This window comes from Amycolatopsis sp. NPDC004378 (assembly GCF_053602455.1).
In genome coordinates, this window is sequence record NZ_JBSGDR010000005.1 from 346,351 (window position 1) to 368,496 (window position 22,146).

Below are 22,146 nucleotides of genomic sequence, written 5' to 3' on the forward strand. Positions count from 1 at the left end.
CGAAACCCGCTAGCTTTGCGCAGGGACGAATCGCCCATTCGGCGTCGACGCTGGTGAGCATGACCACCACCATCATCGCCCTGACGCTCATCGTCGGCGTGCTCACCTTCGCCGCCGGCGCCTTTCTCGCCTCGGAGATCGCCGTTCGCGTGCTGCGGCGGCGCGAACGGCTCGTCTCCGAGGAGCGCAAGAAGCTCAACGCCGCCTGGACCTACCTCCGGGAGGTGTACGGCGTCAAGAAACCGACCAAGCGTTAGATCGGGGTGACGTAGGCGCCCGAGATGCCGCCGTCGACCAGGAACTGCGACGCCGTGATGAAGCTGGCGTCGTCGCTCGCCAGGAACGCCACCGCCGCCGCGATCTCCTCCGGCTCGGCGAAGCGACCCACCGGCACGTGCACCAGGCGCCGCGCGGCGCGTTCCGGGTCCTTCGCGAACAGCTCCTTCAGCAGCGGCGTGTTGACCGGGCCCGGGCACAGTGCGTTGACGCGGATGTTCTCCCGCGCGAACTGCACGCCCAGCTCGCGGCTCATCGCCAGCACGCCGCCCTTGGACGCCGTGTACGAAATCTGCGACGTCGCCGCGCCCATCACCGCGACGAACGACGCCGTGTTGATGATCGAGCCGCGGCCCTGGCGCTGCATGTGCGGCAGGACGGCCTTGCAGCAGTGGTACACCGACGTCAGGTTGACGCGCTGGACCTTCTCCCACGCCTCGATGCCGGTGGTCAGGATCGAGTCGTCCTCGGGCGGTGAGATCCCCGCGTTGTTGAACGCGACGTCGACCGAGCCGAACTGCTCCACCGTGCTGTGGAACAGGTTCTCGACCTGCTCGGCGTCGGTGACGTCGGTCTGGATGAACGCGCCGCCGACCTCGTCGGCCGCGGCCTTGCCCGAATCCGGCGTCAGATCGCCGATGACGACCTTCGCGCCTTCGCTCGCCAGGCGCCGGGCCGACGCGAGGCCGATGCCGCTCGCGCCGCCGGTGATGACCGCGACGCGGCCTTCGAAACGCTGGACCATTACTCCTCCGTGCTGAGAAAGACGTTCTTGGTTTCGGTGAACGCCGCCGCGGCGTCGGGGCCCAGCTCGCGGCCGAGGCCGGACTGCTTGAACCCGCCGAACGGCGTCCAGTAGCGCACCGAAGAGTGCGAGTTCACCGACAGGTTGCCGGCTTCGACGCCGCGCGCCACGCGGAACGCGCGACCGGCGTCGCGGGTCCAGATCGACCCGGACAGGCCGTACTCGGTCGCGTTGGCCATCCGGATCGCGTCGGCTTCCCCGTCGAACGGGACGACCGCGACGACCGGGCCGAACACCTCCTCCGCCACGGCCGGGTGCCGCAGGTCGGGCGGGGTCAGGACGGTCGGCGGGAACCAGTAGCCGGGCCCGGCGGGCGCGCTGCCGCGGAACGCGACCGGCGCGTCGTCCGGCACGTAGGACGCCACCTTTTCCCGGTGCCCGGCCGAGATCAGCGGCCCCATCTCGGTCTTCTCGTCGCCGGGGTCGCCGACGACGACGCCGTGCACGGCGGGCTCCAGGAGCTCCATGAACCGGTCGTACGCGCTCGCCTGCACCAGGATCAGCGACCGCGCGCAGCAGTCCTGCCCCGCGTTGTCGAAGACGCCGTAGGGCGCGGTCGCCGCGGCCTTCTCCAGGTCGGAGTCGGCGAAGACGATGTTCGCGTTCTTGCCGCCCAGCTCCAGCGTCACGCGCTTCACCTGCGCCGCGCAGCCGGCCATGATCTGCTTGCCGACCTCGGTGGAACCGGTGAACACGACCTTGCGCACGCCCGGGTGGTCGACGAACCGTTGCCCGACCACGGATCCCTTGCCGGGCAGCACCTGGAAGACGTCCTCGGGAATGCCCGCTTCGCGTGCGAGTTCACCGAGCCGGACGGCGGTCAGCGGCGTCAGCTCGGCGGGCTTGAGGACGACGGTGTTGCCGGCGGCGAGCGCGGGCGCGAAGCCCCAGCCGGCGATCGGCATCGGGAAGTTCCACGGCACGATCACGCCGACCACGCCCAGCGGCTCATGGAACGTGACGTTGACCCCGCCCGGTACCGGGATCTGCTTGCCGATCAGGCGTTCCGGCGCGGCGGAGTAGTAGTTGAGGACGTCGCGGACGTTGCCCGCCTCCCAGCGCGCGTTGCCGATCGTGTGGCCGGAGTTCTCGACCTCCAGCCGCGCGAGGTGCTCGATGTCGGCCTCGACGGCGTCGGCGAAGCGCCGCAGCAGCCGCGCGCGGTCGCCGGGCGTGACGTCGCGCCAGGCCGGGAACGCCGCCTGCGCGCGGGCGATCGCCGCGTCGGTCTCCTCCGCGCTCGTCAGCGGGACGGTCCGCACCACCTCCTCGGTGGCGGGGTTCCGGACGTCGAACGTCGTCATCGCTTCTCCTTGCTCGCTTCGACCAGGGCCTGGAACAGCCGCACGTCGTCGCTGTCCTGCTCGGGGTGCCACTGCACGCCCAGGGTGAACTCGCCGGGCACTTCGGCGGCCTCGATCGTGCCGTCGGCCGCCCAGCCCACCGGGTCCAGGCCGGCGCCGAGCCGGTCGATCGCCTGGTGGTGGTAGCACAGGGTCTTGGTTTCCGGGCCGAGGATCGCCGCCGCCCGGCTGCCCTCGGCGAGCGTGACCGTGCCGCGGCCGAACGTCGCGGGCGCGGGCTGGTGCTCGGTGGCCCCCGTCGCCTCCGGCAGGTGCTGGACCAGCGAGCCGCCGAGGGCGACGCTCATCACCTGCAGGCCCCGGCACACGCCGAGCACCGGCTTTCCGGCGCGCCGGGCCGCTTCGAACAGGCCGAACTCGAAGGCGTCCCGGTCCGGCCGGGTGTAGGTCGCGGGGTGCGCCTCCCGGCCGTAGCGCTCGGGCTCGACGTCGGCGCCGCCGGTCAGCACCAGGCCGTCCACTGTGGACACGAGCCGGTCGTGCTCGGCCGACACCGGCGGCAGCAGCACCGGGATGCCGCCTGCCGCGACGACGCAGTCGACGTACACCCGGTGCAGCAGCACGGCTTCGGTCTCCCAGACCAGGAACTTCGCGGGTTCGAGGTAGCTGGTGAGGCCGATGACCGGTTTAGAGGCGCTCGAAGCCACGGACGAGCTCCCAATCGGTGACGGCGGCGTTGTAGGCGTCGATCTCGATCTTGGCCGCGTTCAGGTAGTGGTCGACGACGTCGTCGCCGAACGCCTCCCGCGCCAGCTCGCTGCCGGCCAGCGCCGCGGCCGCCTCGGGCAAAGTGGTCGGCACGGTGCCGCGGTCGGAGTTGTACGCGTTGCCGGCGAAGGGTTCTTCCAGCTCCAGCTCGTTCTCGATGCCGTGCAGCCCGGCGGCGATCAGCGCGGCGACGGCCAGGTACGGGTTGACGTCGCCACCGGGCACGCGGTTCTCCACGCGCAGCGACTCGCCGTGCCCGACCACGCGCAGCGCGCACGTCCGGTTGTCGGTGCCCCACGCGATCGCGGTCGGCGCGAAGCTGCCGGGCACGAACCGCTTGTAGGAGTTGACGTTCGGCGCGAAGAAGTAGGTCAGCTCGTGCAGCCCGGCGAGCTGGCCGGCGAGGAACTGCTCCATCAGCGTCGAGAAGCCGTGGTCGTGGTCGCCCGCGAGCACCGCGCGCCCCTCGGTGGAGCGCAGGCTGATGTGGATGTGGCAGGAGTTGCCCTCGCGCTCGTTGTACTTCGCCATGAAAGTGAGGCTCTTGCCTTCCTGCGAGGCGATCTCCTTGGCGCCGTTCTTGTAGACGCTGTGGTTGTCGCAGGTCGACAGCGCGTCGGTGTAGCGGAAGGCGATCTCCTGCTGGCCGGGGTTGCACTCGCCCTTGGCCGACTCGGGGTACAGGCCGGCGCCGGACATCTCGTTGCGGATGCGGCGCAGCAGCGGCTCGAGCCGCGCGGTGCCGAGCATCGAGTAGTCCACGTTGTACTGGTTGGCCGGCTTGAGGCCGTGGTAGCGCTTGTCCCAGGCGGCTTCGTAGGTGTCGTCGAACACGATGAACTCGAGTTCGGTCCCGACGTAGGCGGCGAGGCCGCGCTCGGCGAGCCGGTCGAGCTGACGGCGCAGGATCTGGCGCGGCGACACCGAGACCGGGCCGCCCTGCACGCGCTCGACGTCGGCCAGGACCAGCGCGGTGCCCTCGTGCCACGGGATCTCCCGCAGCGTGTCGAGGTCCGGGCGCAGCACGAAGTCGCCGTACCCGCTGTCCCACGAGGAGAGCGCGTAGCCGTCGACGGTGTTCATGTCGACGTCCACGGCCAGGAGGTAGTTGCACGCCTCGGTCGCGTGCCCGACCACTTCGTCCAGGAAGTACTCCGCCGAGCAGCGCTTGCCCTGCAGCCTGCCCTGCATGTCCGTGATCGCGACGAGCACCGTGTCGATCGTGCCCGCTTCCACGCGCGACCGGAGTTCGTCGAGCGTGAGCATGCCTCGTCTGCGTGCCATCAGCCGCCCCAAAGGTTTGATGCGAATCCTTTGCGGGTCCTTCCTACCCGGTGGCGCCCGCTCGGTCAACCGGAACAAAGGTATTTTGCTGAACCATTGGATGGACGGCCGGTATGCCCCGTTTGCCCGGCTGAGAAGAGTCTGTGAATTCCGCTCGACCGGGAGGAATCCGGGGTACTCCCACGTTGAACGGGGCAGGAGAGGTGAGATCGATGACCACAGCATTCACGCAGCAGAGCACGCTCGGACAGCAGCAGGCGCGGCCCCAGTTGCCCACCCTGCCCACCGGCTGGCCGATCGGTTCGTACGAGTCCTACGAGCAGGCGCAGCGCGCGGTCGACCACCTCGCGGGCGCGGACTTCCCGGTCACCGACGTCACGATCGTGGGCGTCGAGCCGATGCTCGTGGAGCGCATCGCGGGCAAGATGTCCTGGGGCCGCGTCCTCGGCAGCGCGGCGACGTCCGGTGCGATGTTCGGCCTGTTCCTCGGCCTGGTGCTGAGCTTGCTGAACCCGGGCGCCGGCCTCGTCCCGATCGTGATCGGCCTGGTCGCCGGGCTCGGGTTCAACCTGCTCTTCGGCGCACTGGGCTACGCGGCCAGCCGCAACAAGCGCGGGTTCGTCTCGCAGAGCCAGCTGGTCGCGCGCAGGTACGACGTCCTGTCCCAGCCCCGCAACGCCGAGAAGGGCCGCGCTCTCCTGGCGGACCTTGCGGCGCGCAGCGCGTTCGGCCACTGAGACCCGAAGGCCACCTCCCCCGGGAGGTGGCCTTCGTCGTGCCTGGGCACGCCTCAGCTCGCAGCCTCCCCCACCGGGCACCCCTCACCCGACCACAGCGCGAGCACGCCCCCAGGTCCCCGCGCACACCTCAGCCCCCACCCCACCGGGCACCCCTCAAGTCCCCGACGACACCGCCGGCACGTCCGGCAGTTCCGCCGGGTCCGGCAGCTGGGGCGCCCGGCCCGCGCGCAGCAGGTCGCCCCACCGGCCGCGGTCGTAGCGGGCCGGTGGTGTCTCGGCCAGGAACTCGCGCAGGATTTCCAGGAACCGCTCCGGGTCGGACCGGTGCGGGAAGTGGCCCGCTCCCTCGAAGAGCACCAGCCTGCTGCCCGGCATCGCCCGGTGGGCGCGCAGGGCGTGGCCGCTCGGCACCACCCGATCGTCGGTCCCCCACACGAGCAGGGTCGGGATCCCCTCGGTCAGGTAGCAGCGGTCCAGCATGTTGACCACCTGGCCACGCCAGTCGACGACCGACCGCAGGGTCCGCAGGAACGCCGAACGCGTGCTCGGCTCGACCAGCCGGGCGTAGCGGGTGAGCACGTACTCGAGGTCCGCGTCCAGTCCCGCGGAGATCCGCAGCAGTTCGGCGAACCCGCGCAGCACCGGCCGCGCGGGCGCCGCGCCCAGCAGGGGCAGCACGAGTCCCGCGCCCGGCGCGGCGGCCAGCCTCAGCAGCGGGTGCACGCTCGCCCCGACGCCACCCGAGCCGACCAGCACCAGCCGTTCACAGCGTTCCGGGAACTGGTAGGCGAACTGCATCGCGACGCCGCCGCCGAGCGAGTGCCCGATCACGGTCACCCGGTCGACGTCGAGCGTGGTCAGCAGGTCGCGCATGCCGCACGCGTAGGCCGCGACGGAGTAGTCCGCGCGCGGCTTGGCCGACGCGCCGTGGCCGAGCAGGTCGGGCGCAATCACGGTGTGGTCGGCCGCGAGCGACGCCAGCAGCTCCAGCCACGTCGCCGAGTCGTCGCCGATGCCGTGCAGGAACAGCAGGGCGGGCCCGCTCCCGGCCATCCGGTAGGCGCGCTCGTACCCGTGGACGACCCGTGTGCGCGGGGCGAGGGGGTCCGCCCCGGACTCCGTGAGTGGCACGGGCCCAGCTCAGCACGCCCGCGTTCGCGGGGCGTTTCGCGCACGTTGGGATCGGGTGAACACCACGCGCGAAGGAAGACCGAAGACCGCCCCCGGACGGTTTCCGGAGGCGGCCTTCGTCGCGTCAGGAGCGGCCCCGACCTCCGCTCCTGGTGGCTTTCACCTGGTCGGCGGCGCCGGGGTCGTCGAGAACGGCGGCGGCGTGGTGGTGCTGGTCGTCGGGGGCGCCGTCACCTTCGGGATCGCCGCGCTGAAGGGGACGCCCCCGTTCTCGCGGCACGCCGAGCGGTACCCGTTGTAGCCGTTGTAGTTGCCCTGGTCGTCGGTGACGCCCTGCTCGACCTGCGGCCGCGGGAACCGGTTGTCCGCGCCGATCTTCTCCTTGGTGCCGCTGGAGCGTTCGCAGCCGTAGCGGGTCAGCGTGAGCGGCCTGCCCGCCTCGTCGTAGAGGTAGACCTCGGTCAGCGGCTTGCCCTCGGCGTCGAAGGCGTAGACGTTCTCGACCTCGTGGCCGCCGTACGTCAGCTGGTCGTTGCCGTACCGGTCGGACGACGACGGGTAGTACGACGGCGAGCTCGAGTACGAGTTCCGGTGCGAGATCAGGTCGACCGCGGCGCCGAACCCGCCCAGGATGCCGCCGATGACGAACGCCGAGATCGGCACGGCCACCCACAGCAGCCGCCGGTCGCCGCGCAGCCGCGGGCCCGCCCACACCGCCGCGCCGCCCGCGACGAGCAGGAACGGCAGCAGCAGCACGGCGCCGCGCGAGCGCAGCATGAGCAGCAGCCCGAAGGCGATCAGCACGACGGCGCAGACGATCCACCACACCGGCTTCAGCGAAGCCAGGTAGCTCAGCGCCTTCCCGGAGTCCTCCTGCTCGCGCCCCTTGGCCAGCGTCCGCCGCAGCCACACCACCTCCGGCAGCGCCTGCACCGGCTCGACGCCGCCCCGCAGCAACAGGAACAGGCTGACGAGGAACACCGGCAGGAGGAGCACGGCACCCAGGAGCACCTCGGGTCGGAGGCTGACGGCCGAGCCGAACGCGAACAGCGCGAGCGCCACCGCGCAGAGCGCCAGGCCCCAGAACGCGACCCGCGGCTTCGCGAGGCTCGGCGTCTTCGTGGCGGTGGCGAGCACCTGCGTGGCCCCTTCGGCCGGCGCCGGGTACCCGCCGGACGCGCGCAGCTCGGCCGCGTAGCTCTCCGGGGTGCCGAGCCGTTCGATCAGGGCCTCGACGCGGGCGCCCTCCCCCAGTTCGGCCTCGAGCTCGGCCAGGTGCGGCCGGACGTCCTCGAGGATTTCTTCGATCTCGCTCGCGGGCAGGTCGGCGAGCGCGGTGCGGACCCGCGCCAGATACACCCGCACGGCGGTCGGCTTGTCGCTCATGCTGCCTCTCCCAAAAGCACGTTCATCGTCCGTGCGAAGCTCTGCCAGGTCTTCCCCGACTCCGCGAGGCGGAGCCTGCCCGGTTCGTTCAGGCTGTAGTACTTGCGGTGCGGCCCCTCTTCGCTGGGCACCACGTACGAGGTGAGCAGGCCGGCCTTGTACAGCCTGCGCAACGTCCCGTACACCGACGCGTCCCCCACCTCGTCCAGGCCGGCGCTCCTGAGTCTTCGCAGGACGTCGTACCCGTAGCCGTCTTCCTCGCGGAGCACCGCGAGCACGGCGAGATCGAGCACCCCTTTGAGCAGCTGACTGATCTCCACTGCACCCTCCAGTCTTACGCTTGGAAAGGTACCACGCATTGCACAGTAGTGCGCACGGCAGACCGCCGAACGGGCGTGTCGGGGGTTGTCCGGGCCCCGAGCACCGCGTCCTGCTGCTAGGGGTGAGTGATGGATCTGGTCAAGACGGACTTCCAGGTGATCGACGAGCGCTTCGAGCGCGTCAACGGCGACGAGTGGATGCAGCGCCTGCACACGGGCTGCCGCTGGACGGAAGGGCCGGCGTACTTCCCGGCGGGGCGTTACCTGGTGTTCAGCGACGTCCCGAACGACCGCACACTGCGCTGGGACGAGACGACCGGCCGGGTCGGGGTGTTCCGTCAGCCGTCCGAGTACGCGAACGGGCACACCGTCGACCGCCACGGACGGCTGATCAGCTGCGAGCAGGGCCGCCGCCGGGTGACGCGCACGGAGCACGACGGCTCGATCACCGTGCTGGCGTCGGAGTTCGAGGGAAAGCGGTTCAACAGCCCGAACGACGTCGTCGAGCACTCGGACGGGTCAATCTGGTTCACCGACCCGAGCTACGGCATCGACAGTGACTACGAGGGGTACAAAGCGGAGAGCGAGATCGGGGCGTGCCACGTGTACCGCGTCGCCCCGTCGGGCGAGGTGCGGATCGTCGCGGACGACTTCTCGCGGCCGAACGGCCTGGCGTTCTCGGCCGACGAGTCCCTGCTGTACATAGTGGACACCCGGCAGCAGCCGAGCCACATCCGGGTCTTCGAGGTGGGCGCGGAGGGCAAACTGACGGGCGGCGCGGTGTTCGCGACGTGCGACGCGGGCGTGTTCGACGGAGTCCGCGTGGACAGCGAAGGCCAGATCTGGGCAGCGGCCCACGACGGCCTGCACTGTTTCGCGCCGGACGGAACGGCGATCGGCAAACTCCGCATCCCGGAGATCTGCTCGAACTTCACCTTCGGCGGTGCCCGGGGGAACGAACTGTTCATCACGGCATCCAGCTCGGTGTACACGCTGCGGGTCACGGTGAACGGGGCTCGCTACCCGCGCTAGCCGGTGCGGATCAGCCGAGTGCGCCGGCCCGGACCCGCTCGACCACCACATCGCAACACGTCAGCCAAGTACGCCGGCCCGGACCCGCTCGACCACCACATCGCAACACGTCAACCGAGTACGCTTGCCCGGACCCGCTCGACCACCGCGTCGCGGCGCCAGGCTCGGCTCACCTGGATCAGCCATGCCGCCTCCGTGGTCACGTCCGCGTCCGGGAGCGGGTCCGTCATCTCGCCGCGCTCGAAGCGCCGGCCTGCGCGGCCCGCCTCGATCGCCGCTGCCAGGGTCACCGCCTCGACCGTGGCCGCCAGGTCGGCTTCGCGGACTCCCGCCCTGCGGGCCGCCGCCTCGGCTCGGGATGGGAGCTCCGGGTCGAAGTGGGCTCGGAGCGCCAGGTGACCGTCGCGGATCTCGATCACCCGGCGGTACAGCGCGAACTCGGCGCCGCCCGCGAGCTCGCGGCCCGGGTCGAGCGCGATGCCCGGGACCGCCGCGCGCAACGCCGTCCACAGTGGCTCGATGCGGCGGTACGCCCGGTACGCGCGCACCCGCCCGAGCACCGACGACACCGCCGGCGACCACGCGCTGAGCGTCGCGCCGGCCGTGACCAACCCGATCGTCGCCGCGGCCAGGACCGACGACGGGAGGTCCTCACGCGCGCCGATCCGCGCGGTCTCCGCCAGCCGGCGGACGTCGTCGATGTCCCAGAACGTCCACGCGACCGCCGCGCCGACGCCGACCACCAGCAGCCACAGCCCGGTGCGCAGCGGTCCCGGCTCGGCCTGCCACGCGCTGCGGGCGAAGATCGCGATCAGCAGGCTGAGGCTGACCAGGCTGTAGAGCAGGAACAACGCCTTGTCGGCCAGGGCGAAGGGCAGGCCGCTGCCCGAGAAGACCGTGTCGTCGCCGACGCGTTTCGGCGCGGAAAGCGTGAAGCACACCGCGAGCAGCACCATCGTCGCGACGGTGAACAACGCGTGCGGAGCGAGCCGGGCGCCTTCGCCGCGCCACACCGATTGCGTGAAGGCGACGGCGAAACCGATCGCGCCGAGCTTCAGCTCGTCACCGGCCAGGGTCAGGACCCACTCCGCGACCGGGCCCGGGCCGACGAGGGCGGTCATCGCCGGCGTCAGCACGAGGATGCCGGTGGCGATGCAGATCCCGAAGCCGGCGAGGTACCACATCGTGCGCACCGGCTGGCTGTGCCGCGCTTCGACGAGCTTGTACCCGAAGCCGGCGAAGCCCACGACGCAGAGGTAGTAGGCCAGCGTCTCGATCACGGCGTGCGACGGCGGGAACGTCCGCCGAAGAGGGAGTCGAAGCGCCGGACGCCGTCCGGGACGTCGGGTGCGGGTTCGCGCGGCTCTTCGGGCCGCACGACGCGTTGCGCGAGCAGCGAAGCGACGAGCTCGGCTTCGCGCTCTTCGACCTCGGTGTAGGTGGTGCGGCCGAGCACGCGCCGGACCAGCTCGGGCGAGAGGTTGGGCATGAGCTGACGCCCGGCGGCGGCGTCGATCGCGACGCCGTCCGCGCTGCCGTCGGGGCCGGTGTGGCCGCAGAGGAGGTGACCGACCTCGTGGAGCAGGATGTGGCGCCGGTGCAGGGCGGTGGTGTCGGTCGGGTAGAGGATGTAGTCCGCGCGTTCGGTGCTCATGAGCAGGCCGCAGGGCGCGCCTTCGGGGGCGCTGACGGGCATGAGCTCGATCGGCCGGCCGCGATCGGCGGCCAGGCTCGCGACGAAGGCGCGGGCATCGAAGGGCTCGGGCAGGCTGACGGCATCGGCGACTTCACGCGCCCGCTTCCACAGCGCGCGGCTCGGCCGCCGCCGCCACGATGGTCGCGCCACCTCAGGCCTCCTTCACCACGCCACGGCCGAACGGCTCCAGCCGGATCAACGCGGTGCCGCCCGCATGGTTGCGCGGCCGGGGCATTTTCCGGCGCCCAGCCGCGAAAGCCGGTTCCCGTCCGGCGAGCCGAACCCCCGAGCGGCACATCCCGGCTGCGCGGGACGGCCGCCGAGAGCACTGCGCCGCGCCGCGCACTCCCGGCGATTCGCGGCACCGCTCGACAGTCGCTTCGCCGCGGCGCACCCTTGACTGCTCACGACCGCACCCCGCGGACAATCCGGCGCCCCTCACACCCGGCAGCAGCTCCGCCGCAACGCGACCCGCGGCAGGATCCACTCACCCCGCTGCCCAGCAGACTATCCAGGCCGGAAGGCGTCGCGCGCGTGAGGGACCGCCGTGCGGCCCGCACCTCAGGATTCCCTCTTCGGTCCGCCGCGGCCGGCCTCCCTCCTGGCGATTGCGTCGATCATGTCGCTGATCGTGTCCAGCCCGTCCGCCGAGAGGGTCACCGCTCGCAGGGCCAGGTCCCGGACGCCGGCGTCGCGCAGGGCGCCCAGCAGGGCCAACTCTTCCGCGATCTTCCTGCTCTGCTCGTCGTCGAAGAAGTAGGCCGGGGGCACGCCGAAGAACTGGGCCAAGGCCTCCAGGTGGCGCTTGGTCGGGTTGTCGCGGCGGCCTGTGCGCAGCTGCCACAGGTAGGTCGTCGAGAAGCTCTCGCCCGTCGCCTCGCGGCAGGCCTTCGCGACCTCTTCGTTGCTGTACGGCTCCCGGTCGGGCCTGCGGACCACGTGGAACAGCCGGTCGATCTTGTCGGCCAGCGTCGACTTTCCGGGCTCCTTGACCACGATGCACTCCCTCAGCTGCCAGGCACATTCATCCTAGCTGAAAGCTGAACACCATTTATCAACGCAAGTTGGCCCGAGGCCGCGGTTGGCACCGTGGACACGAGAACGACGACCGGTTCATGAACGGCTCCCGCCGGATCGCCGTGCCGCACCGGTGGCACGGCAGGCCCTCCTGGCCGTACGCGTCCAGGGACCGGTCGAAGTACCCCGACTGCCCGTTGACGTTCACGTACAACGCGTCGAACGACGTCCCGCCCGCGCCCAGCGCCGCGGTCATGACGTCCGAGGCCGCGGACAGCAGCTCGCGTCCCTTCGCGAGCGTCAGCTTCTCCGTCGGACGCGCCCAGTGCAGCTTCGCGCGCCACAGCGCTTCGTCCGCGTAGATGTTGCCGATGCCCGACACGAGCGTCTGGTCCAGCAACGCCCGCTTGATCTCGGTGCGCCGGGACCGCAGCGCCCGGACCGCCGCGTCGAGGTCGAACGCCGGGTCCATCGGGTCACGCCCGATGTGCGCGATCGTGTCGGGCAGCAGGACGTCACCGCCCGTGTCGTGCAGGTCGTCCAGCGCCAGGCCGCCGAACGTCCGCTGGTCGACGAACCGCAACTCGGGACCGTCGTCGGCGAAGCGGAGCCGCACCCGGAGGTGCTTCTCGTCCGGCGCGCCCTCGGGCTGGACGAGCATCTGCCCGCTCATCCCCAGGTGCGCGAGCAGCGCCTCCTTGTCGGACAGCTCCAGCCACAGGTACTTGCCGCGGCGCCGCGCCGCCTCGACGCGCGTGCCGGCCAGCCGCTGCGTGAAGTCCTCCGCGCCCAGCGCGTGCCGGCGGATGGCGCGCGGGTGCAGGACCTCCGCCTCGCGGATCGTCCGGCCGGCGACGTGCGCCTGGAGGCCCAGGCGGACGACTTCGACCTCGGGGAGTTCGGGCATGCGGTCATTGTGCCCGGCGGGTACGACAGTTTCCGGAACCCCTACGGAGCGGCCGGTCCGACGTCGGCCTTCGTCAGCGGAACCCGGGTCGCGCCCGACGCGTGGTACTCGTCGGCGCCGACGTCGAACGGGCCCGTGCGGGCCTGCAGGTCGAAGTCCTTCACCGCGTACGGGTACGAACCCACGCCGGCGTCGATCGCCGGGCTTCCGGCGGCCAGCCGGTAGAGCCCGGCCGCGTCCTTCACCAGCTTCGGTCCACCGAGCGGGACGGGATGCCCGCCACGGCGCCGAACGTGATGTTGCCTTCGTACTCGACCGTCGCCCCGCTCGGCAGCGTCACCAGCGGCCCCGATCCGCAGAGCAGGTTGCCCTCGACGGTGCTGCGGTTGCCGTGGCGCAGCACGATGTCCGGGCACGACGACCAGCGCCGCGACGATCAGGGGAACGAAGAAAAGACGCATCCGCCAACCTCTCGGTGAGCACGAACGCGGCGGATGGCCACACGCTACTGAGCGGTCCGGGAAACCGTCGACGACGGTCCCGGTGATCAGGACTCCGGGTCGTCCTTCTTCTCGGCTTCGAGCTCGGCGGACAGCGAGCGCCACGCCGTCTCGGCGGCCTTCTGCTCGGCTTCCTTCTTCGTCGAGCCGGTGCCGTGCCCGAGGGGACGGCCGGCGACGAGCACCGTGGCCGTGAACTCCTTGCGGTGGTCCGGACCGGTGTCTTCGACCTTGTACTCGGGCACGCCGAGACCGGCCGACGCCGTCAGCTCCTGCAGGCTCGTCTTCCAGTCGAGGCCCGCGCCGCGCAACGGCGCTTCGGCGAGCAACCCGTCGAAGAGGTGGTGCACGAGCTTGCGGGCGATCTCGATGCCGTGCGCGAGGTAGACGGCACCGATGACGGCCTCGAGGCCGTCGGCGAGGATGCTCGCCTTGTCCCGGCCGCCGGTGAGCTCTTCGCCCTTGCCCAGCAGCAGGTGCGCCCCGAGCCCGCCCTCGCCGAGCCCGCGGGCGACCCGCGCCAGTGCGTGCATGTTGACCACGCTGGCGCGGAGCTTCGCGAGCTGACCTTCGGGCAGGTCGGGGTGGGTGGTGTAGAGGTGGTCGGTGACGACCAGGCCGAGCACGGCGTCACCGAGGAACTCGAGCCGCTCGTTCGGCGGCAGACCCCCGTTCTCGTACGCGTACGAGCGGTGGGTCAGCGAAAGCCGGAGCAGCTCGGGGTCCAAGGTGACCCCGAGCGCTTCGAGCAACGGTGCCGGATCGGCTGCTGGTCCCCCGGGCGTCTTGCCCCCCATGTCGGCTACCCGATCAGGCGGGCTCGACGACCTGGCGGCCGTTGTGCTGGCCGCACGACGGGCACGCGACGTGCTGGAGCTTCGGCTGCTTGCAGGCGCGGTTGGAGCAGGGCACCAGCTGCACCGGAGCCGCCTTCCACTGGCTGCGGCGGGAGCGCGTGTTGGATCGCGACATCTTCCGCTTCGGGACGGCCACGAGTAGATCTCCTTATGACGGTCTGCTCGCGGTGGCGAGCGAACTTTCCTCCGGAACGAGCTGGGCGCTCGTCAGGCTTGCTCAGCTGGGCCCTGCGCAGGCTTCTCGCCCGCATTCTCGTCGAATCGCTCCACGAGTGCGGCCCACCGAGGGTCTATCTTCTCATGCCCGTGTCCGGGCTCGAGATCGGCCCACTTGACGCCGCACTCGACGCACAGCCCGGCGCAGTCCTCGGTGCACAGCGGCGCCAGCGGCAGGGCGAGCACGACGGCGTCGCGGACGATCGGCTCGAGGTCGATCTTGTCGTCCACCAGCCGGGGGATCTCGTCCTCTTCGGTGGTCTCCTCGGTGGCCGACCCCGGGTAGGCGAACAGCTCCTGGACCTCGACCTCGACCTCTTCGGTCAGCGGGTCGAGGCAACGGGCGCAGGCGCCCTTCGCCACGGCCGTCGCGGTGCCGCTGACGAGCACGCCTTCGACGACGGACTCGAGCAGCAGGTCGAGTTCCAGCTCCGAGCCGGCCTCGATCGTGATGACGTCGGGGACGCCGAGCGGCGTCTCCACCGGCACGCTGCGCCGGACGGCGCGGCTGAGGCCGGCGTGACGGCCGAGCTCACGGGTGTCGAACACCCAGAGGCTGCGGTCGTCGAGCTGGGGGGTCTTGTTCTCGGACATCCACTCCAGGGTACGCACTGGTCGCCACCCCTTTTGAGCTGGTCCCTCCCGGGTCCGGGCGTGACGTGCGCGAGCGCGGGCCCGAGAGACTCGTCACACCTGATAGTCGTACAGCGTCGGCCGGCCGCCCGAGTTCGGGAGGTTCGCCGGCGACCGCAGGTGGTTGCGGCCCGAGTCCACCGTGCGCAGCGTCGTGGCCAGCAGCTCCGAGAACTCCGCCAGCTTGCCGTCCACGTACGCGTCGCAGTCCTGGCGCTGGCGGTCCGCCTCGGCGTGGGCCTCGTCGACGATGCGGGCCGACTCGGCGTGGGCCGCCTGGACGACCTCCGTCTGGGCCACCAGCCTCGCCTGCTCGGCGCGGCCGTCCTCGATGGCGCGGTCGTAGGCGTCGCGGCCGGCCTGGATCATGCGCTCGGACTCGGCGCGGGAGCGGTCCGTGAGGTTCTGGTACTCGGCCTGGCCCGCCGCGACCGTGCGGTCCGCCTGGTCGTGGGCGTCGGCGAGCATCTGCTCGGCGCGGGCGCGGGCGTCGGCCAGGATGCGCTCCGCCTCGTCCGTCGCGTCGGCGATCGCGCGCTCGGCTTCGGCGTTCGCGCCGGCGACCGTCTCCCCCGCCTCCTTGCGGGCGGCGTGGATCAGGTCGTCGCGCTTGTCGAGCACGTCCTGGGCGTCGTCGACCTCCGCCGGCAGCGCGTCGCGCACGTCGTCGAGGAGCTCCAGCACGTCGCCGCGCGGCACGACGCAGCTGGACGTCATCGGGACGCCGCGCGCCTCCTCGACGATGGTGACGAGCTCGTCGAGCGCCTCGAAAACCCGGTACACGGCAACTCCAATCCCCTGTCGCTGAGATCAGTCTGCCCGCATCCGGCGCCGAACCGGTGCACGCGACCGGCGCCGGGCGTGTCCCCGTGGTCCACGCCCGGCGCGGGGCTCAGGAGTTCAGGTCGACGCGCTTGAACGTGGCGTAGTGGTCGGGCGTGTAGGCCACCTCGCCCGCCTTGCCGGTGATCACCCGGTCGTTCGTGCCCACCGGGAACAGCTTGTAGTAGCCGGACGCGCAAGCCGGGAGGACGCCTTCGCGGTTCTCGTACGCCGTGCCGGCCGAGGTGCCGTTGCGGGCGTTGTCCACGACCGTGCGGGCCGCCGACGAGAGCTGCGAGTAGCCGATGCCGGTCAGCTTCGACAGATCGCCGCACTTCGCGGGCGTGCTGCCACCGCCGACGTCGATGACCTGGAAGGTGGCGTAGTGGTCGCCGGTGTAGAAGTACTCGCCACCCGATCCGGTCACGATGCGCCGCGTGCCGCGGTTGCTCGAGCCGGGCGTCGGCACCGTGTACTCGTGGTAGTAGCCCGACGCGCAGGACGGGAGGACGCCCTCGCGGTTGTCGAAGACGACGCCGTCGTTCTGCGGGTACGGGAAGGGACCACCCTTCTGGATGAGGTTGTACGTCGTCGTCGCTTCGGCCGGCAGCGCCGAGAGCGTCGTGTGCGTGTACCCGGAGAGGTTCCCGCAGGAGTTCTGGGCCGCGACGGCCGGTGAATCCGTCACCGCTTCGGCGGCGGTGACCCCCATGGACAACGTGGCCAGGAGCGCGAAGAGGACCGCGACCAGGCGAGATCGGTAGTTGGTCATTTTCGGACCGTAACCCGATCGAATGATCGTCAGAAGGCGAGAACGTGAACTCCGGCACGCCCGGCCGGAAGTCCCGACGAACGTAGGGGGCCGAACGAAGGGAACCGGGCGCCCCGGGTTGCGGAAGTCCGATCAGGACCGTTCAGCGGCCGAGCTTCGGGAACTTCTCGGTGAGCCGCTCGTAGACGACCGGCGGCACCAGGTGCTCGATGTCGCCGCCGAGGGCCGCGACCTCCTTCACCAGGGAGCTCGACACGAACCCGTACGCCGGGTTGTTCGCCATCAGCAGCGTCTCGACGCCGGTCAGCTCGCGGTTCATCTGCGCCATCTGCAGCTCGTAGTCGAAGTCGCTGACCGAGCGCAGGCCCTTGGCGACCGCCGCGATGTCGTTGTCGCGGCAGTAGTCGACCAGCAGGCCCTCCCACGAGTCGACGCGCACGTTCGGCAGCTTCGCCGTGATCTCGCGCAGCATCTCCAGGCGCTCTTCGATCTCGAAGAGGCCCTTCTTGCTCTTGTTCACCCCCACCGCGACGACGACCTCGTCGAACAGCACGCTGGCCCGTTCGACGATGTCGAGGTGGCCGTTGGTGGCCGGATCGTAGGAACCGGGACAGACCGCACGCCGCATGGCGCGGACGCTACCGTGCCGGACCCGGTTTCCGCCGCGTGGCTCACGCCACAGGCGTGAATTCGGCCCAAAGGACCGCCGTGTCCCCGTACTTCTTCGCGCGCGAGGGCTCGAAGCCGGCCGGCCAGTCCGGCTCGCCGTCGCGGGCCGCGCGCTCGACGACGACCAGCGCCGACGAACCCAGCCAGCCACCCGACGCCAGGGAAGCGAGCACCTTGCCGAGCGCCGCCGCGTCCACGGCGTACGGCGGGTCGGCCAGGACCAGGTCGAACGACGAGGGCGCGGGCGCCGCGACGACCGTCTCGACCTGCCCCGCGCGGACCGTGCCGCCCAGGCCGAGCGCCGCGACGTTGCCGCGCAGGACGTCCACCGCCCGCCGGTCGGCCTCGACGAACAGGGCGTCCGCCGCGCCGCGCGAGAGGGCTTCGAGGCCGAGGGCGCCGGAGCCGGCGTAGAGGTCCAGGACGTGGGCGCCGTCCAGCTCACCCGCCGTTTCGAGGGCGTTGAACAGCGCTTCGCGGACGCGTTCCGACGTCGGCCGGGTGCCCTTCGGCGGCACCTTCAGCCGCCGCCCGCCCGCCGTCCCGGCCACGATCCTGGTCACCCCCTGATTGTGAGCCGATGACACGTGGCACTCAGAACCGGGACATCGGTGTGCCCGCCGGAGCCAACGCGTAGAGTCGTTCTTCGCCCTCGGAGGCGATCCAGAGCTGTCAAGGAGCCATGCGTGTCGGAACCTCGGGTCAGACGGGCCGAGATCGCCATCGAGCAAGCCCACGTCGATCGCGTGTACACCCGTCTGGACGAACTGCGCGCCCAAGCCGAGGCGATGCGCACGAAGGGCTACGAGATCGGCCAGGGCGCGCAGCGCGAGGCGATCTTCGAGCAGGCGTCGATGCTCTTCGAGCGCGACATGATGGTCTACCACGCCAACCAGACGCTCCAGACGCTCGACGCCGAGTACGAGGGCCTGGTCTTCGGCCGGCTCGACGACCGCGAGGGCGAACGCACCTACGTCGGCCGCCTCGGCATCCGCGACGCCGAGTTCGACAACCTCGTCACGGACTGGCGCGCGCCCGCCGCGGCCGCGTTCTACCAGGCCACGGCCGAGGAGCCGATGGACGTCGTGCGGCGGCGGGTGATCCGCTGCTCCGGCCAGAACGTGCTGGACGTCGACGACGACGTGCTGATCGCCGACGCCGTCCCCGAGGACATGCAGATCGTCGGCGAAGGCGCGCTGATGGCCGCGCTGGGGCGCTCGCGCGGCGAGAAGATGCGCGACATCGTCGCGACCATCCAGAAGGAGCAGGACGAGGTCATCCGGGCGCCGTGGCGCGGTGTCACCGAGATCACCGGCGGGCCGGGCACCGGCAAGACGGCCGTCGCGCTGCACCGCGCGGCCTACCTGCTCTACCGCTACCGCCGCCAGCTCGGCGGGGCCGGCGTGCTCGTGATCGGGCCCTCGGGGGTGTTCACCAGCTACATCTCGCGGGTCCTCCCCTCGATGGGGGAGACGAACGTCGAACTGCGCGCGCTCGGCGAGGTCCTCGACGGCCTGGAGGCGACGCGGCAGGACGCGGCGCCGCTGGCCGCGATCAAGGGGTCGCTGCGGATGCGGAAGATCCTGCTGCGGGCGCTGCGCGACACCCCGCCGGAGGCGCCCGAGGAGATGCGGATCGTCTACCGCGGCGAGGTCCTCAAGCTGACCGCGCGCGAGCTGGAGAAGGTCCGCCGCAAGGCCCACACGCAGGGCGCGCCGCCGAACCGGTCGCGGATCCGGGCGGCCGAGCTGCTGCTCGACGCGCTGGCGTCGAAGGCGGAGGAGTACGCGAAGGCCGACGGCAAGCAGATCGACCGCGCCGAGCTGGTCACCGACCTCGGCGAGCGGATCGACTTCCACCGGTTCCTGGTCGTCTGGTGGCCGGTCCTGTACCCGGCGCAGGTCCTGAAGTGGCTGGGCGAGGAGAAGCGGCTGGCCTCGGTCGCGAAGGGCGTGCTGAACCGGCAGGAGATCTCGATGCTGGCCGCGGACTTCGCGGACCGCTCGCGGGGCTGGTCGATCGCGGACGTCGCGCTGCTGGACGAGCTGCGCGTGCTGATCGGGCCGCCGCCGAAGCGCAAGCGCCGCCAGGTGATCGAGGTCGAGCCGGACCGCTCCGGCGGCGCCCCGACGCGGCCCGAGCACTACGACGAGTACTCGCACGTGGTCGTCGACGAGTCGCAGGACCTCTCGCCGATGCAGTGGCGGATGGTCGGCCGGCGCGGCAAGTACGCGAGCTGGACGGTGGTCGGCGACCCCGTGCAGAGCTCGTGGCCGGACCCGGCCGAGGCGGCGCAGGCGCGCGACCAGGCGTTCGGCCTCAAGACCGCGCGGCGCCGGTTCACGCTGCGCACGAACTACCGGAACTCGGCCGAGATCTTCGACCTGGCGGCGAAGGTCGTGACCGGGCACGCGGAGGCCGGCGAGCTGCCGGTGGCCGTGCGCAAGACCGGGATCGTGCCGGAGGTCCGCCCGGTGGAGGCGGCCGGCCTGGCGTCGGCGACGCAGGCGGCGGTCAAGGAGCTGCTGGGCGCGGTCGAGGGCACGGTCGGCGTGATCACGGCGATGGACCGGGTGCCGGAGGTCGCCGGCTGGCTGGCGGACCACGAGGACGAGCGGCTGAAGGTCGTCGGCAGCCTGGACTCGAAGGGCCTGGAGTACGACGCCGTGGTGCTCGTCGAGCCGAACGACCTGATCGTCGAGTCGACGACCGGGCGGCGGGTGCTGTACGTCGCGCTGACCCGGGCGACGCAGCAGCTGACCGTGCTGGCCTCGAACCCCGACTGGCTCCCCGCGCGCTGAACACGCCCGGGCGGCGGCGCGGGAAGCTTTGGCGGCACCGGGGCGTTGACCCCGGTTGTGAGCTCACTGCCTGACGTGCCGCTGTCCGTGCTCGACCTGTCCCCCGTTTCGGAGGGGAACAGCATCGGCGAGACGCTGCGCAACACCCTGGACCTCGCCCGCGCCGCGGAACGGCTGGGCTTCAACCGCTACTGGCTGGCCGAGCACCACAACATGCCCGGCATCGCCAGCTCGGCGACGGCCGTGCTGATCGGCCACGTCGCCGACGCGACCGAGCGCATCCGCGTCGGCTCGGGCGGGATCATGCTGCCCAACCACGCGCCGCTGGTCGTCGCCGAGCAGTTCGGCACGCTGGAGGCGTTCCACCCCGGCCGCATCGACCTCGGCATCGGCCGCGCGCCGGGCACCGACCAGCGGACGGCGCTCGCGCTGCGCGGGCCGGGCGGGCTGTCGGCGGAGAACTTCCCGGAGCACCTGCAGGAGCTGATCGGCTACTTCACCCACTCCGAGGCGCGGGGCGTCAACGCGGTGGTGGCCGAGGGCAACCAGCCGCCGGTGTGGCTGCTGGGCTCGAGCGGCTTCAGCGCCCAGCTCGCCGGCCGGCTCGGCCTGCCGTTCTCCTTCGCGCACCACTTCGCGGCCGAGAACACGATCCCGGCCGTGCAGCTGTACCGGGAGAACTTCCGGCCCGGCGTGCTCGACGAGCCGTACGTGATGCTCGGCGTTTCGGTCGTCGCGGCCGAGACGGACGACCGCGCGCGGTTCCTGGCCGGGCCGTCCGGGCTGACGTTCCTCAGCCTCCGCCGCGGCCGCCCGATCGCGATGCCGACCCCCGAAGAGGCGGCGGAGTACCCGTACACGGAGATCGACCGCGCGTTCCTCGCCGACCGCTTCGGCTCGAGCATCATCGGCTCGCCCGAGACCGTCCACAAGGGACTCGAGCAGCTGCTGGCCGACACGGACGCGGACGAGCTGATGATCACCACGATGGTCCACGGCCACGCGGACCGCGTCCGCTCGTACGAGCTGGTCGCCGGCCTCAAGTCCTGACGAGCACCCCGGAGGGCACCTTCGCCGTGGAGGTGCCCTCCGGCGCGTCCGGTGCTACAAAGGTGCCCATCCGTCACTTCCGGCAGCCGGGTCGGTATTTTCTTTTCCTTCTTTGACAACAAGATCCGGTCCGTTTGTCAGCGCTCGACAAGAAATGCGCGGTTACCAGCCCGTGACCGCGTGATCATGCTGAAGTTCTTGTCTCCCAGCAGGCCCGTCGTTAGCGTACCGACCAGTAGGAACCGGCACGGTGTCCCCCGAGACCGTGAATGGCCGACAATTTTTACGCCGTTCGGACCATTTCCCCTTGCTCATCTCGGGTGTATTCGGCGTGCCGCCGGAACCACTGGGGAGGCACACGCATGGCCGAACGGACGACGACGGCGTCGTTCCCCGGGGCCGCCGCGCTGCGGCAGACCGGGCGGCTCTACGGGCTCGGCTTCGACGTCGTCCGGCTGACCTTCCGGCGCCCGTTCCAGCTGCGTGAGCTGATCCAGCAGTTCTGGTTCATCGCGAGCGTCTCGATCCTGCCGACGGCGCTGGTCTCCATCCCGTTCGGCGCGGTCATCGCGCTGCACATCGGGTCGCTGACCACGCAGATCGGCGCGCAGTCCTTCACCGGCGCGGCCAGCGTGCTCGCCATCATCCAGCAGGCCAGCCCGATCGTCACGGCGCTGCTCATCGCCGGCGCGGGCGGCAGCGCGATGTGCGCCGACCTCGGGTCCCGCACCATCCGCGAAGAGATCGACGCGATGGAGGTCCTCGGCGTCTCGCCCGTGCAGCGGCTGATCGTGCCGCGGGTGCTCGCCGCGATGGGTGTCGCGGTCTTCCTCAACGGCATGGTCAGCGTCGTCGGCGTGCTCGGCGGCTACTTCTTCAACGTGATCATGCAGCACGGCACGCCCGGCGCGTACCTGGCGAGCTTCTCGGCGCTGGCGCAGCTGCCCGACCTGTGGATCAGCGAGATCAAGGCCGTCATCTTCGGCTTCGTCGCCGGCGTGGTCGCCGCCTACCGCGGGCTGAACCCCAAGGGCGGGCCGAAGGGCGTCGGCGACGCCGTCAACCAGTCGGTGGTCATCACGTTCCTGCTGCTGTTCGTGCTGAACCTGGTGCTCACCACCGTGTACCTGCAGCTCGTGCCGCCGAAGGGGAGCTGAGCC

General features: G+C 71.2%; 24 protein-coding genes and 1 pseudogene. 6 read left to right on the top strand and 19 right to left on the bottom strand.

Annotation, left to right across the window (positions count from 1 at the left end):
• Window positions 1-59: 59 nt before the first annotated feature.
• Window positions 60-257: a hypothetical protein gene (locus ACWEN0_RS19225; RefSeq protein ID WP_451974914.1), complete on the top strand. Its 198-nt coding sequence runs from the start codon at window positions 60-62 to the stop codon at window positions 255-257.
• On the opposite strand, the gene ACWEN0_RS19230 is transcribed toward ACWEN0_RS19225, so the two are convergent.
• From ACWEN0_RS19230 to ACWEN0_RS19245, 4 genes are read right to left on the bottom strand one after another with little or no spacing between them, the layout of a single operon-like run.
• Window positions 254-1,021, bottom strand: a complete 768-nt coding sequence (locus tag ACWEN0_RS19230; protein ID WP_451974916.1) for a 3-oxoacyl-ACP reductase — start codon at window positions 1,019-1,021, stop codon at window positions 254-256. The two genes, ACWEN0_RS19225 and ACWEN0_RS19230, sit on opposite strands and share 4 nt — an antisense overlap.
• Window positions 1,021-2,385: an aldehyde dehydrogenase family protein gene (locus tag ACWEN0_RS19235; protein ID WP_451974918.1), complete on the bottom strand. Its 1,365-nt coding sequence runs from the start codon at window positions 2,383-2,385 to the stop codon at window positions 1,021-1,023. Before ACWEN0_RS19235 ends, ACWEN0_RS19230 begins: the two co-directional genes overlap by 1 nt.
• On the bottom strand, window positions 2,382-3,092 hold the full coding sequence (locus ACWEN0_RS19240) for a gamma-glutamyl-gamma-aminobutyrate hydrolase family protein (RefSeq protein WP_451974920.1): 711 nt from the start codon (window positions 3,090-3,092) through the stop codon (window positions 2,382-2,384). The genes ACWEN0_RS19235 and ACWEN0_RS19240 overlap by 4 nt, the downstream gene beginning before the upstream one ends.
• Window positions 3,073-4,419 carry a glutamine synthetase family protein gene (locus ACWEN0_RS19245; protein ID WP_451975199.1) on the bottom strand — a complete coding sequence of 449 codons (1,347 nt, stop codon included), beginning with the start codon at window positions 4,417-4,419 and terminating at the stop codon, window positions 3,073-3,075. Before ACWEN0_RS19245 ends, ACWEN0_RS19240 begins: the two co-directional genes overlap by 20 nt.
• A gap of 230 nt (window positions 4,420-4,649) precedes the next feature.
• On the opposite strand from ACWEN0_RS19245, the gene ACWEN0_RS19250 reads away from it, so the two are divergent.
• Window positions 4,650-5,174, top strand: a complete 525-nt coding sequence (locus ACWEN0_RS19250; protein WP_451974922.1) for a general stress protein — start codon at window positions 4,650-4,652, stop codon at window positions 5,172-5,174.
• A 156-nt stretch (window positions 5,175-5,330) separates the two neighbouring features.
• On the opposite strand, the gene ACWEN0_RS19255 is transcribed toward ACWEN0_RS19250, so the two are convergent.
• The 3 genes from ACWEN0_RS19255 to ACWEN0_RS19265 form a co-directional block, all read right to left on the bottom strand.
• Window positions 5,331-6,230, bottom strand: coding sequence for an alpha/beta fold hydrolase (locus ACWEN0_RS19255; RefSeq protein WP_451975202.1), 900 nt, complete (start codon window positions 6,228-6,230; stop codon window positions 5,331-5,333).
• Between the two features lie 237 nt (window positions 6,231-6,467).
• Complete coding sequence (locus ACWEN0_RS19260; RefSeq protein WP_451974924.1) at window positions 6,468-7,694, bottom strand: HAAS signaling domain-containing protein; 1,227 nt, start codon at window positions 7,692-7,694, stop codon at window positions 6,468-6,470.
• Window positions 7,691-8,014, bottom strand: coding sequence for a PadR family transcriptional regulator (locus ACWEN0_RS19265; RefSeq protein ID WP_451974926.1), 324 nt, complete (start codon window positions 8,012-8,014; stop codon window positions 7,691-7,693). Before ACWEN0_RS19265 ends, ACWEN0_RS19260 begins: the two co-directional genes overlap by 4 nt.
• A 129-nt stretch (window positions 8,015-8,143) precedes the next feature.
• On the opposite strand from ACWEN0_RS19265, the gene ACWEN0_RS19270 reads away from it, so the two are divergent.
• Window positions 8,144-9,046 (top strand): SMP-30/gluconolactonase/LRE family protein, encoded by a 903-nt coding sequence (locus ACWEN0_RS19270; RefSeq protein ID WP_451974928.1) that lies wholly within the window; start codon window positions 8,144-8,146, stop codon window positions 9,044-9,046.
• Between the two features lie 110 nt (window positions 9,047-9,156).
• Here ACWEN0_RS19270 and ACWEN0_RS19275 read toward each other — a convergent pair whose 3' ends face one another.
• The 12 genes and pseudogenes from ACWEN0_RS19275 to rsmD form a co-directional block, all read right to left on the bottom strand.
• Window positions 9,157-10,326: an MAB_1171c family putative transporter gene (locus ACWEN0_RS19275; RefSeq protein WP_451974930.1), complete on the bottom strand. Its 1,170-nt coding sequence runs from the start codon at window positions 10,324-10,326 to the stop codon at window positions 9,157-9,159.
• Window positions 10,323-10,892, bottom strand: coding sequence for a hypothetical protein (locus ACWEN0_RS19280; protein WP_451974932.1), 570 nt, complete (start codon window positions 10,890-10,892; stop codon window positions 10,323-10,325). Before ACWEN0_RS19280 ends, ACWEN0_RS19275 begins: the two co-directional genes overlap by 4 nt.
• 411 nt (window positions 10,893-11,303) lie before the next feature.
• Entirely contained in the window at window positions 11,304-11,738 is a 435-nt protein-coding gene (locus tag ACWEN0_RS19285; protein ID WP_451974934.1) for a helix-turn-helix domain-containing protein, read from the bottom strand.
• A 58-nt stretch (window positions 11,739-11,796) separates the two neighbouring features.
• Complete coding sequence (gene mutM, locus ACWEN0_RS19290) at window positions 11,797-12,666, bottom strand: bifunctional DNA-formamidopyrimidine glycosylase/DNA-(apurinic or apyrimidinic site) lyase (RefSeq protein WP_451974936.1); 870 nt, start codon at window positions 12,664-12,666, stop codon at window positions 11,797-11,799.
• A gap of 41 nt (window positions 12,667-12,707) precedes the next feature.
• Window positions 12,708-13,024, bottom strand: a pseudogene (locus ACWEN0_RS19295) (lyase); the annotation flags it as partial.
• Window positions 13,025-13,213: 189 nt separating this feature from the next.
• A complete protein-coding gene (gene rnc / locus ACWEN0_RS19300) occupies window positions 13,214-13,963 on the bottom strand; it encodes a ribonuclease III (RefSeq protein WP_451974938.1) in 750 nt (249 codons plus the stop codon).
• Between the two features lie 13 nt (window positions 13,964-13,976).
• Window positions 13,977-14,159, bottom strand: a complete 183-nt coding sequence (gene rpmF / locus ACWEN0_RS19305; protein WP_003090635.1) for a 50S ribosomal protein L32 — start codon at window positions 14,157-14,159, stop codon at window positions 13,977-13,979.
• A gap of 71 nt (window positions 14,160-14,230) precedes the next feature.
• Window positions 14,231-14,833: a YceD family protein gene (locus ACWEN0_RS19310; RefSeq protein WP_451974940.1), complete on the bottom strand. Its 603-nt coding sequence runs from the start codon at window positions 14,831-14,833 to the stop codon at window positions 14,231-14,233.
• Window positions 14,834-14,926: 93 nt separating this feature from the next.
• Window positions 14,927-15,655 (bottom strand): DivIVA domain-containing protein, encoded by a 729-nt coding sequence (locus ACWEN0_RS19315; RefSeq protein ID WP_451974942.1) that lies wholly within the window; start codon window positions 15,653-15,655, stop codon window positions 14,927-14,929.
• A 109-nt stretch (window positions 15,656-15,764) separates the two neighbouring features.
• Window positions 15,765-16,466 carry a ribonuclease domain-containing protein gene (locus tag ACWEN0_RS19320; protein ID WP_451974944.1) on the bottom strand — a complete coding sequence of 234 codons (702 nt, stop codon included), beginning with the start codon at window positions 16,464-16,466 and terminating at the stop codon, window positions 15,765-15,767.
• Window positions 16,467-16,608: 142 nt separating this feature from the next.
• Complete coding sequence (coaD, locus tag ACWEN0_RS19325) at window positions 16,609-17,094, bottom strand: pantetheine-phosphate adenylyltransferase (RefSeq protein WP_451974946.1); 486 nt, start codon at window positions 17,092-17,094, stop codon at window positions 16,609-16,611.
• Between the two features lie 43 nt (window positions 17,095-17,137).
• Window positions 17,138-17,698 (bottom strand): 16S rRNA (guanine(966)-N(2))-methyltransferase RsmD, encoded by a 561-nt coding sequence (gene rsmD, locus ACWEN0_RS19330; RefSeq protein ID WP_451974948.1) that lies wholly within the window; start codon window positions 17,696-17,698, stop codon window positions 17,138-17,140.
• Between the two features lie 123 nt (window positions 17,699-17,821).
• On the opposite strand from rsmD, the gene ACWEN0_RS19335 reads away from it, so the two are divergent.
• From ACWEN0_RS19335 to ACWEN0_RS19345, 3 genes are all read left to right on the top strand, one after another.
• Window positions 17,822-19,936 carry a HelD family protein gene (locus ACWEN0_RS19335; protein WP_451974950.1) on the top strand — a complete coding sequence of 705 codons (2,115 nt, stop codon included), beginning with the start codon at window positions 17,822-17,824 and terminating at the stop codon, window positions 19,934-19,936.
• Window positions 19,937-19,993: 57 nt separating this feature from the next.
• The gene (locus tag ACWEN0_RS19340) at window positions 19,994-20,986 is read left to right on the top strand and encodes an LLM class flavin-dependent oxidoreductase (RefSeq protein WP_451974952.1); all 993 of its coding nucleotides are present in this window, start codon (window positions 19,994-19,996) and stop codon (window positions 20,984-20,986) included.
• A gap of 362 nt (window positions 20,987-21,348) precedes the next feature.
• A complete protein-coding gene (locus tag ACWEN0_RS19345; protein WP_451974954.1) occupies window positions 21,349-22,143 on the top strand; it encodes an MlaE family ABC transporter permease in 795 nt (264 codons plus the stop codon).
• Window positions 22,144-22,146 lie beyond the last annotated feature (3 nt).

What these genes read in the sequence shown, in the direction of transcription:
- coaD (WP_451974946.1), bottom strand. Translation starts at nt 17,094, where the DNA reads ATGCGGCGTGCGGTCTGTCCCGGTTCCTACGATCCGGCCACCAACGGC.
- ACWEN0_RS19255 (WP_451975202.1), bottom strand. Translation starts at nt 6,230, where the DNA reads ATGGCCGGGAGCGGGCCCGCCCTGCTGTTCCTGCACGGCATCGGCGAC.
- ACWEN0_RS19250 (WP_451974922.1), top strand. Translation starts at nt 4,650, where the DNA reads ATGACCACAGCATTCACGCAGCAGAGCACGCTCGGACAGCAGCAGGCG.
- ACWEN0_RS19235 (WP_451974918.1), bottom strand. Translation starts at nt 2,385, where the DNA reads ATGACGACGTTCGACGTCCGGAACCCCGCCACCGAGGAGGTGGTGCGG.
- ACWEN0_RS19245 (WP_451975199.1), bottom strand. Translation starts at nt 4,419, where the DNA reads ATGCTCACGCTCGACGAACTCCGGTCGCGCGTGGAAGCGGGCACGATC.
- ACWEN0_RS19345 (WP_451974954.1), top strand. Translation starts at nt 21,349, where the DNA reads ATGGCCGAACGGACGACGACGGCGTCGTTCCCCGGGGCCGCCGCGCTG.
- ACWEN0_RS19270 (WP_451974928.1), top strand. Translation starts at nt 8,144, where the DNA reads ATGGATCTGGTCAAGACGGACTTCCAGGTGATCGACGAGCGCTTCGAG.
- rnc (WP_451974938.1), bottom strand. Translation starts at nt 13,963, where the DNA reads ATGGGGGGCAAGACGCCCGGGGGACCAGCAGCCGATCCGGCACCGTTG.
- ACWEN0_RS19260 (WP_451974924.1), bottom strand. Translation starts at nt 7,694, where the DNA reads ATGAGCGACAAGCCGACCGCCGTGCGGGTGTATCTGGCGCGGGTCCGC.
- ACWEN0_RS19310 (WP_451974940.1), bottom strand. Translation starts at nt 14,833, where the DNA reads ATGTCCGAGAACAAGACCCCCCAGCTCGACGACCGCAGCCTCTGGGTG.
- mutM (WP_451974936.1), bottom strand. Translation starts at nt 12,666, where the DNA reads ATGCCCGAACTCCCCGAGGTCGAAGTCGTCCGCCTGGGCCTCCAGGCG.
- ACWEN0_RS19230 (WP_451974916.1), bottom strand. Translation starts at nt 1,021, where the DNA reads ATGGTCCAGCGTTTCGAAGGCCGCGTCGCGGTCATCACCGGCGGCGCG.
- ACWEN0_RS19225 (WP_451974914.1), top strand. Translation starts at nt 60, where the DNA reads ATGACCACCACCATCATCGCCCTGACGCTCATCGTCGGCGTGCTCACC.
- ACWEN0_RS19320 (WP_451974944.1), bottom strand. Translation starts at nt 16,466, where the DNA reads ATGACCAACTACCGATCTCGCCTGGTCGCGGTCCTCTTCGCGCTCCTG.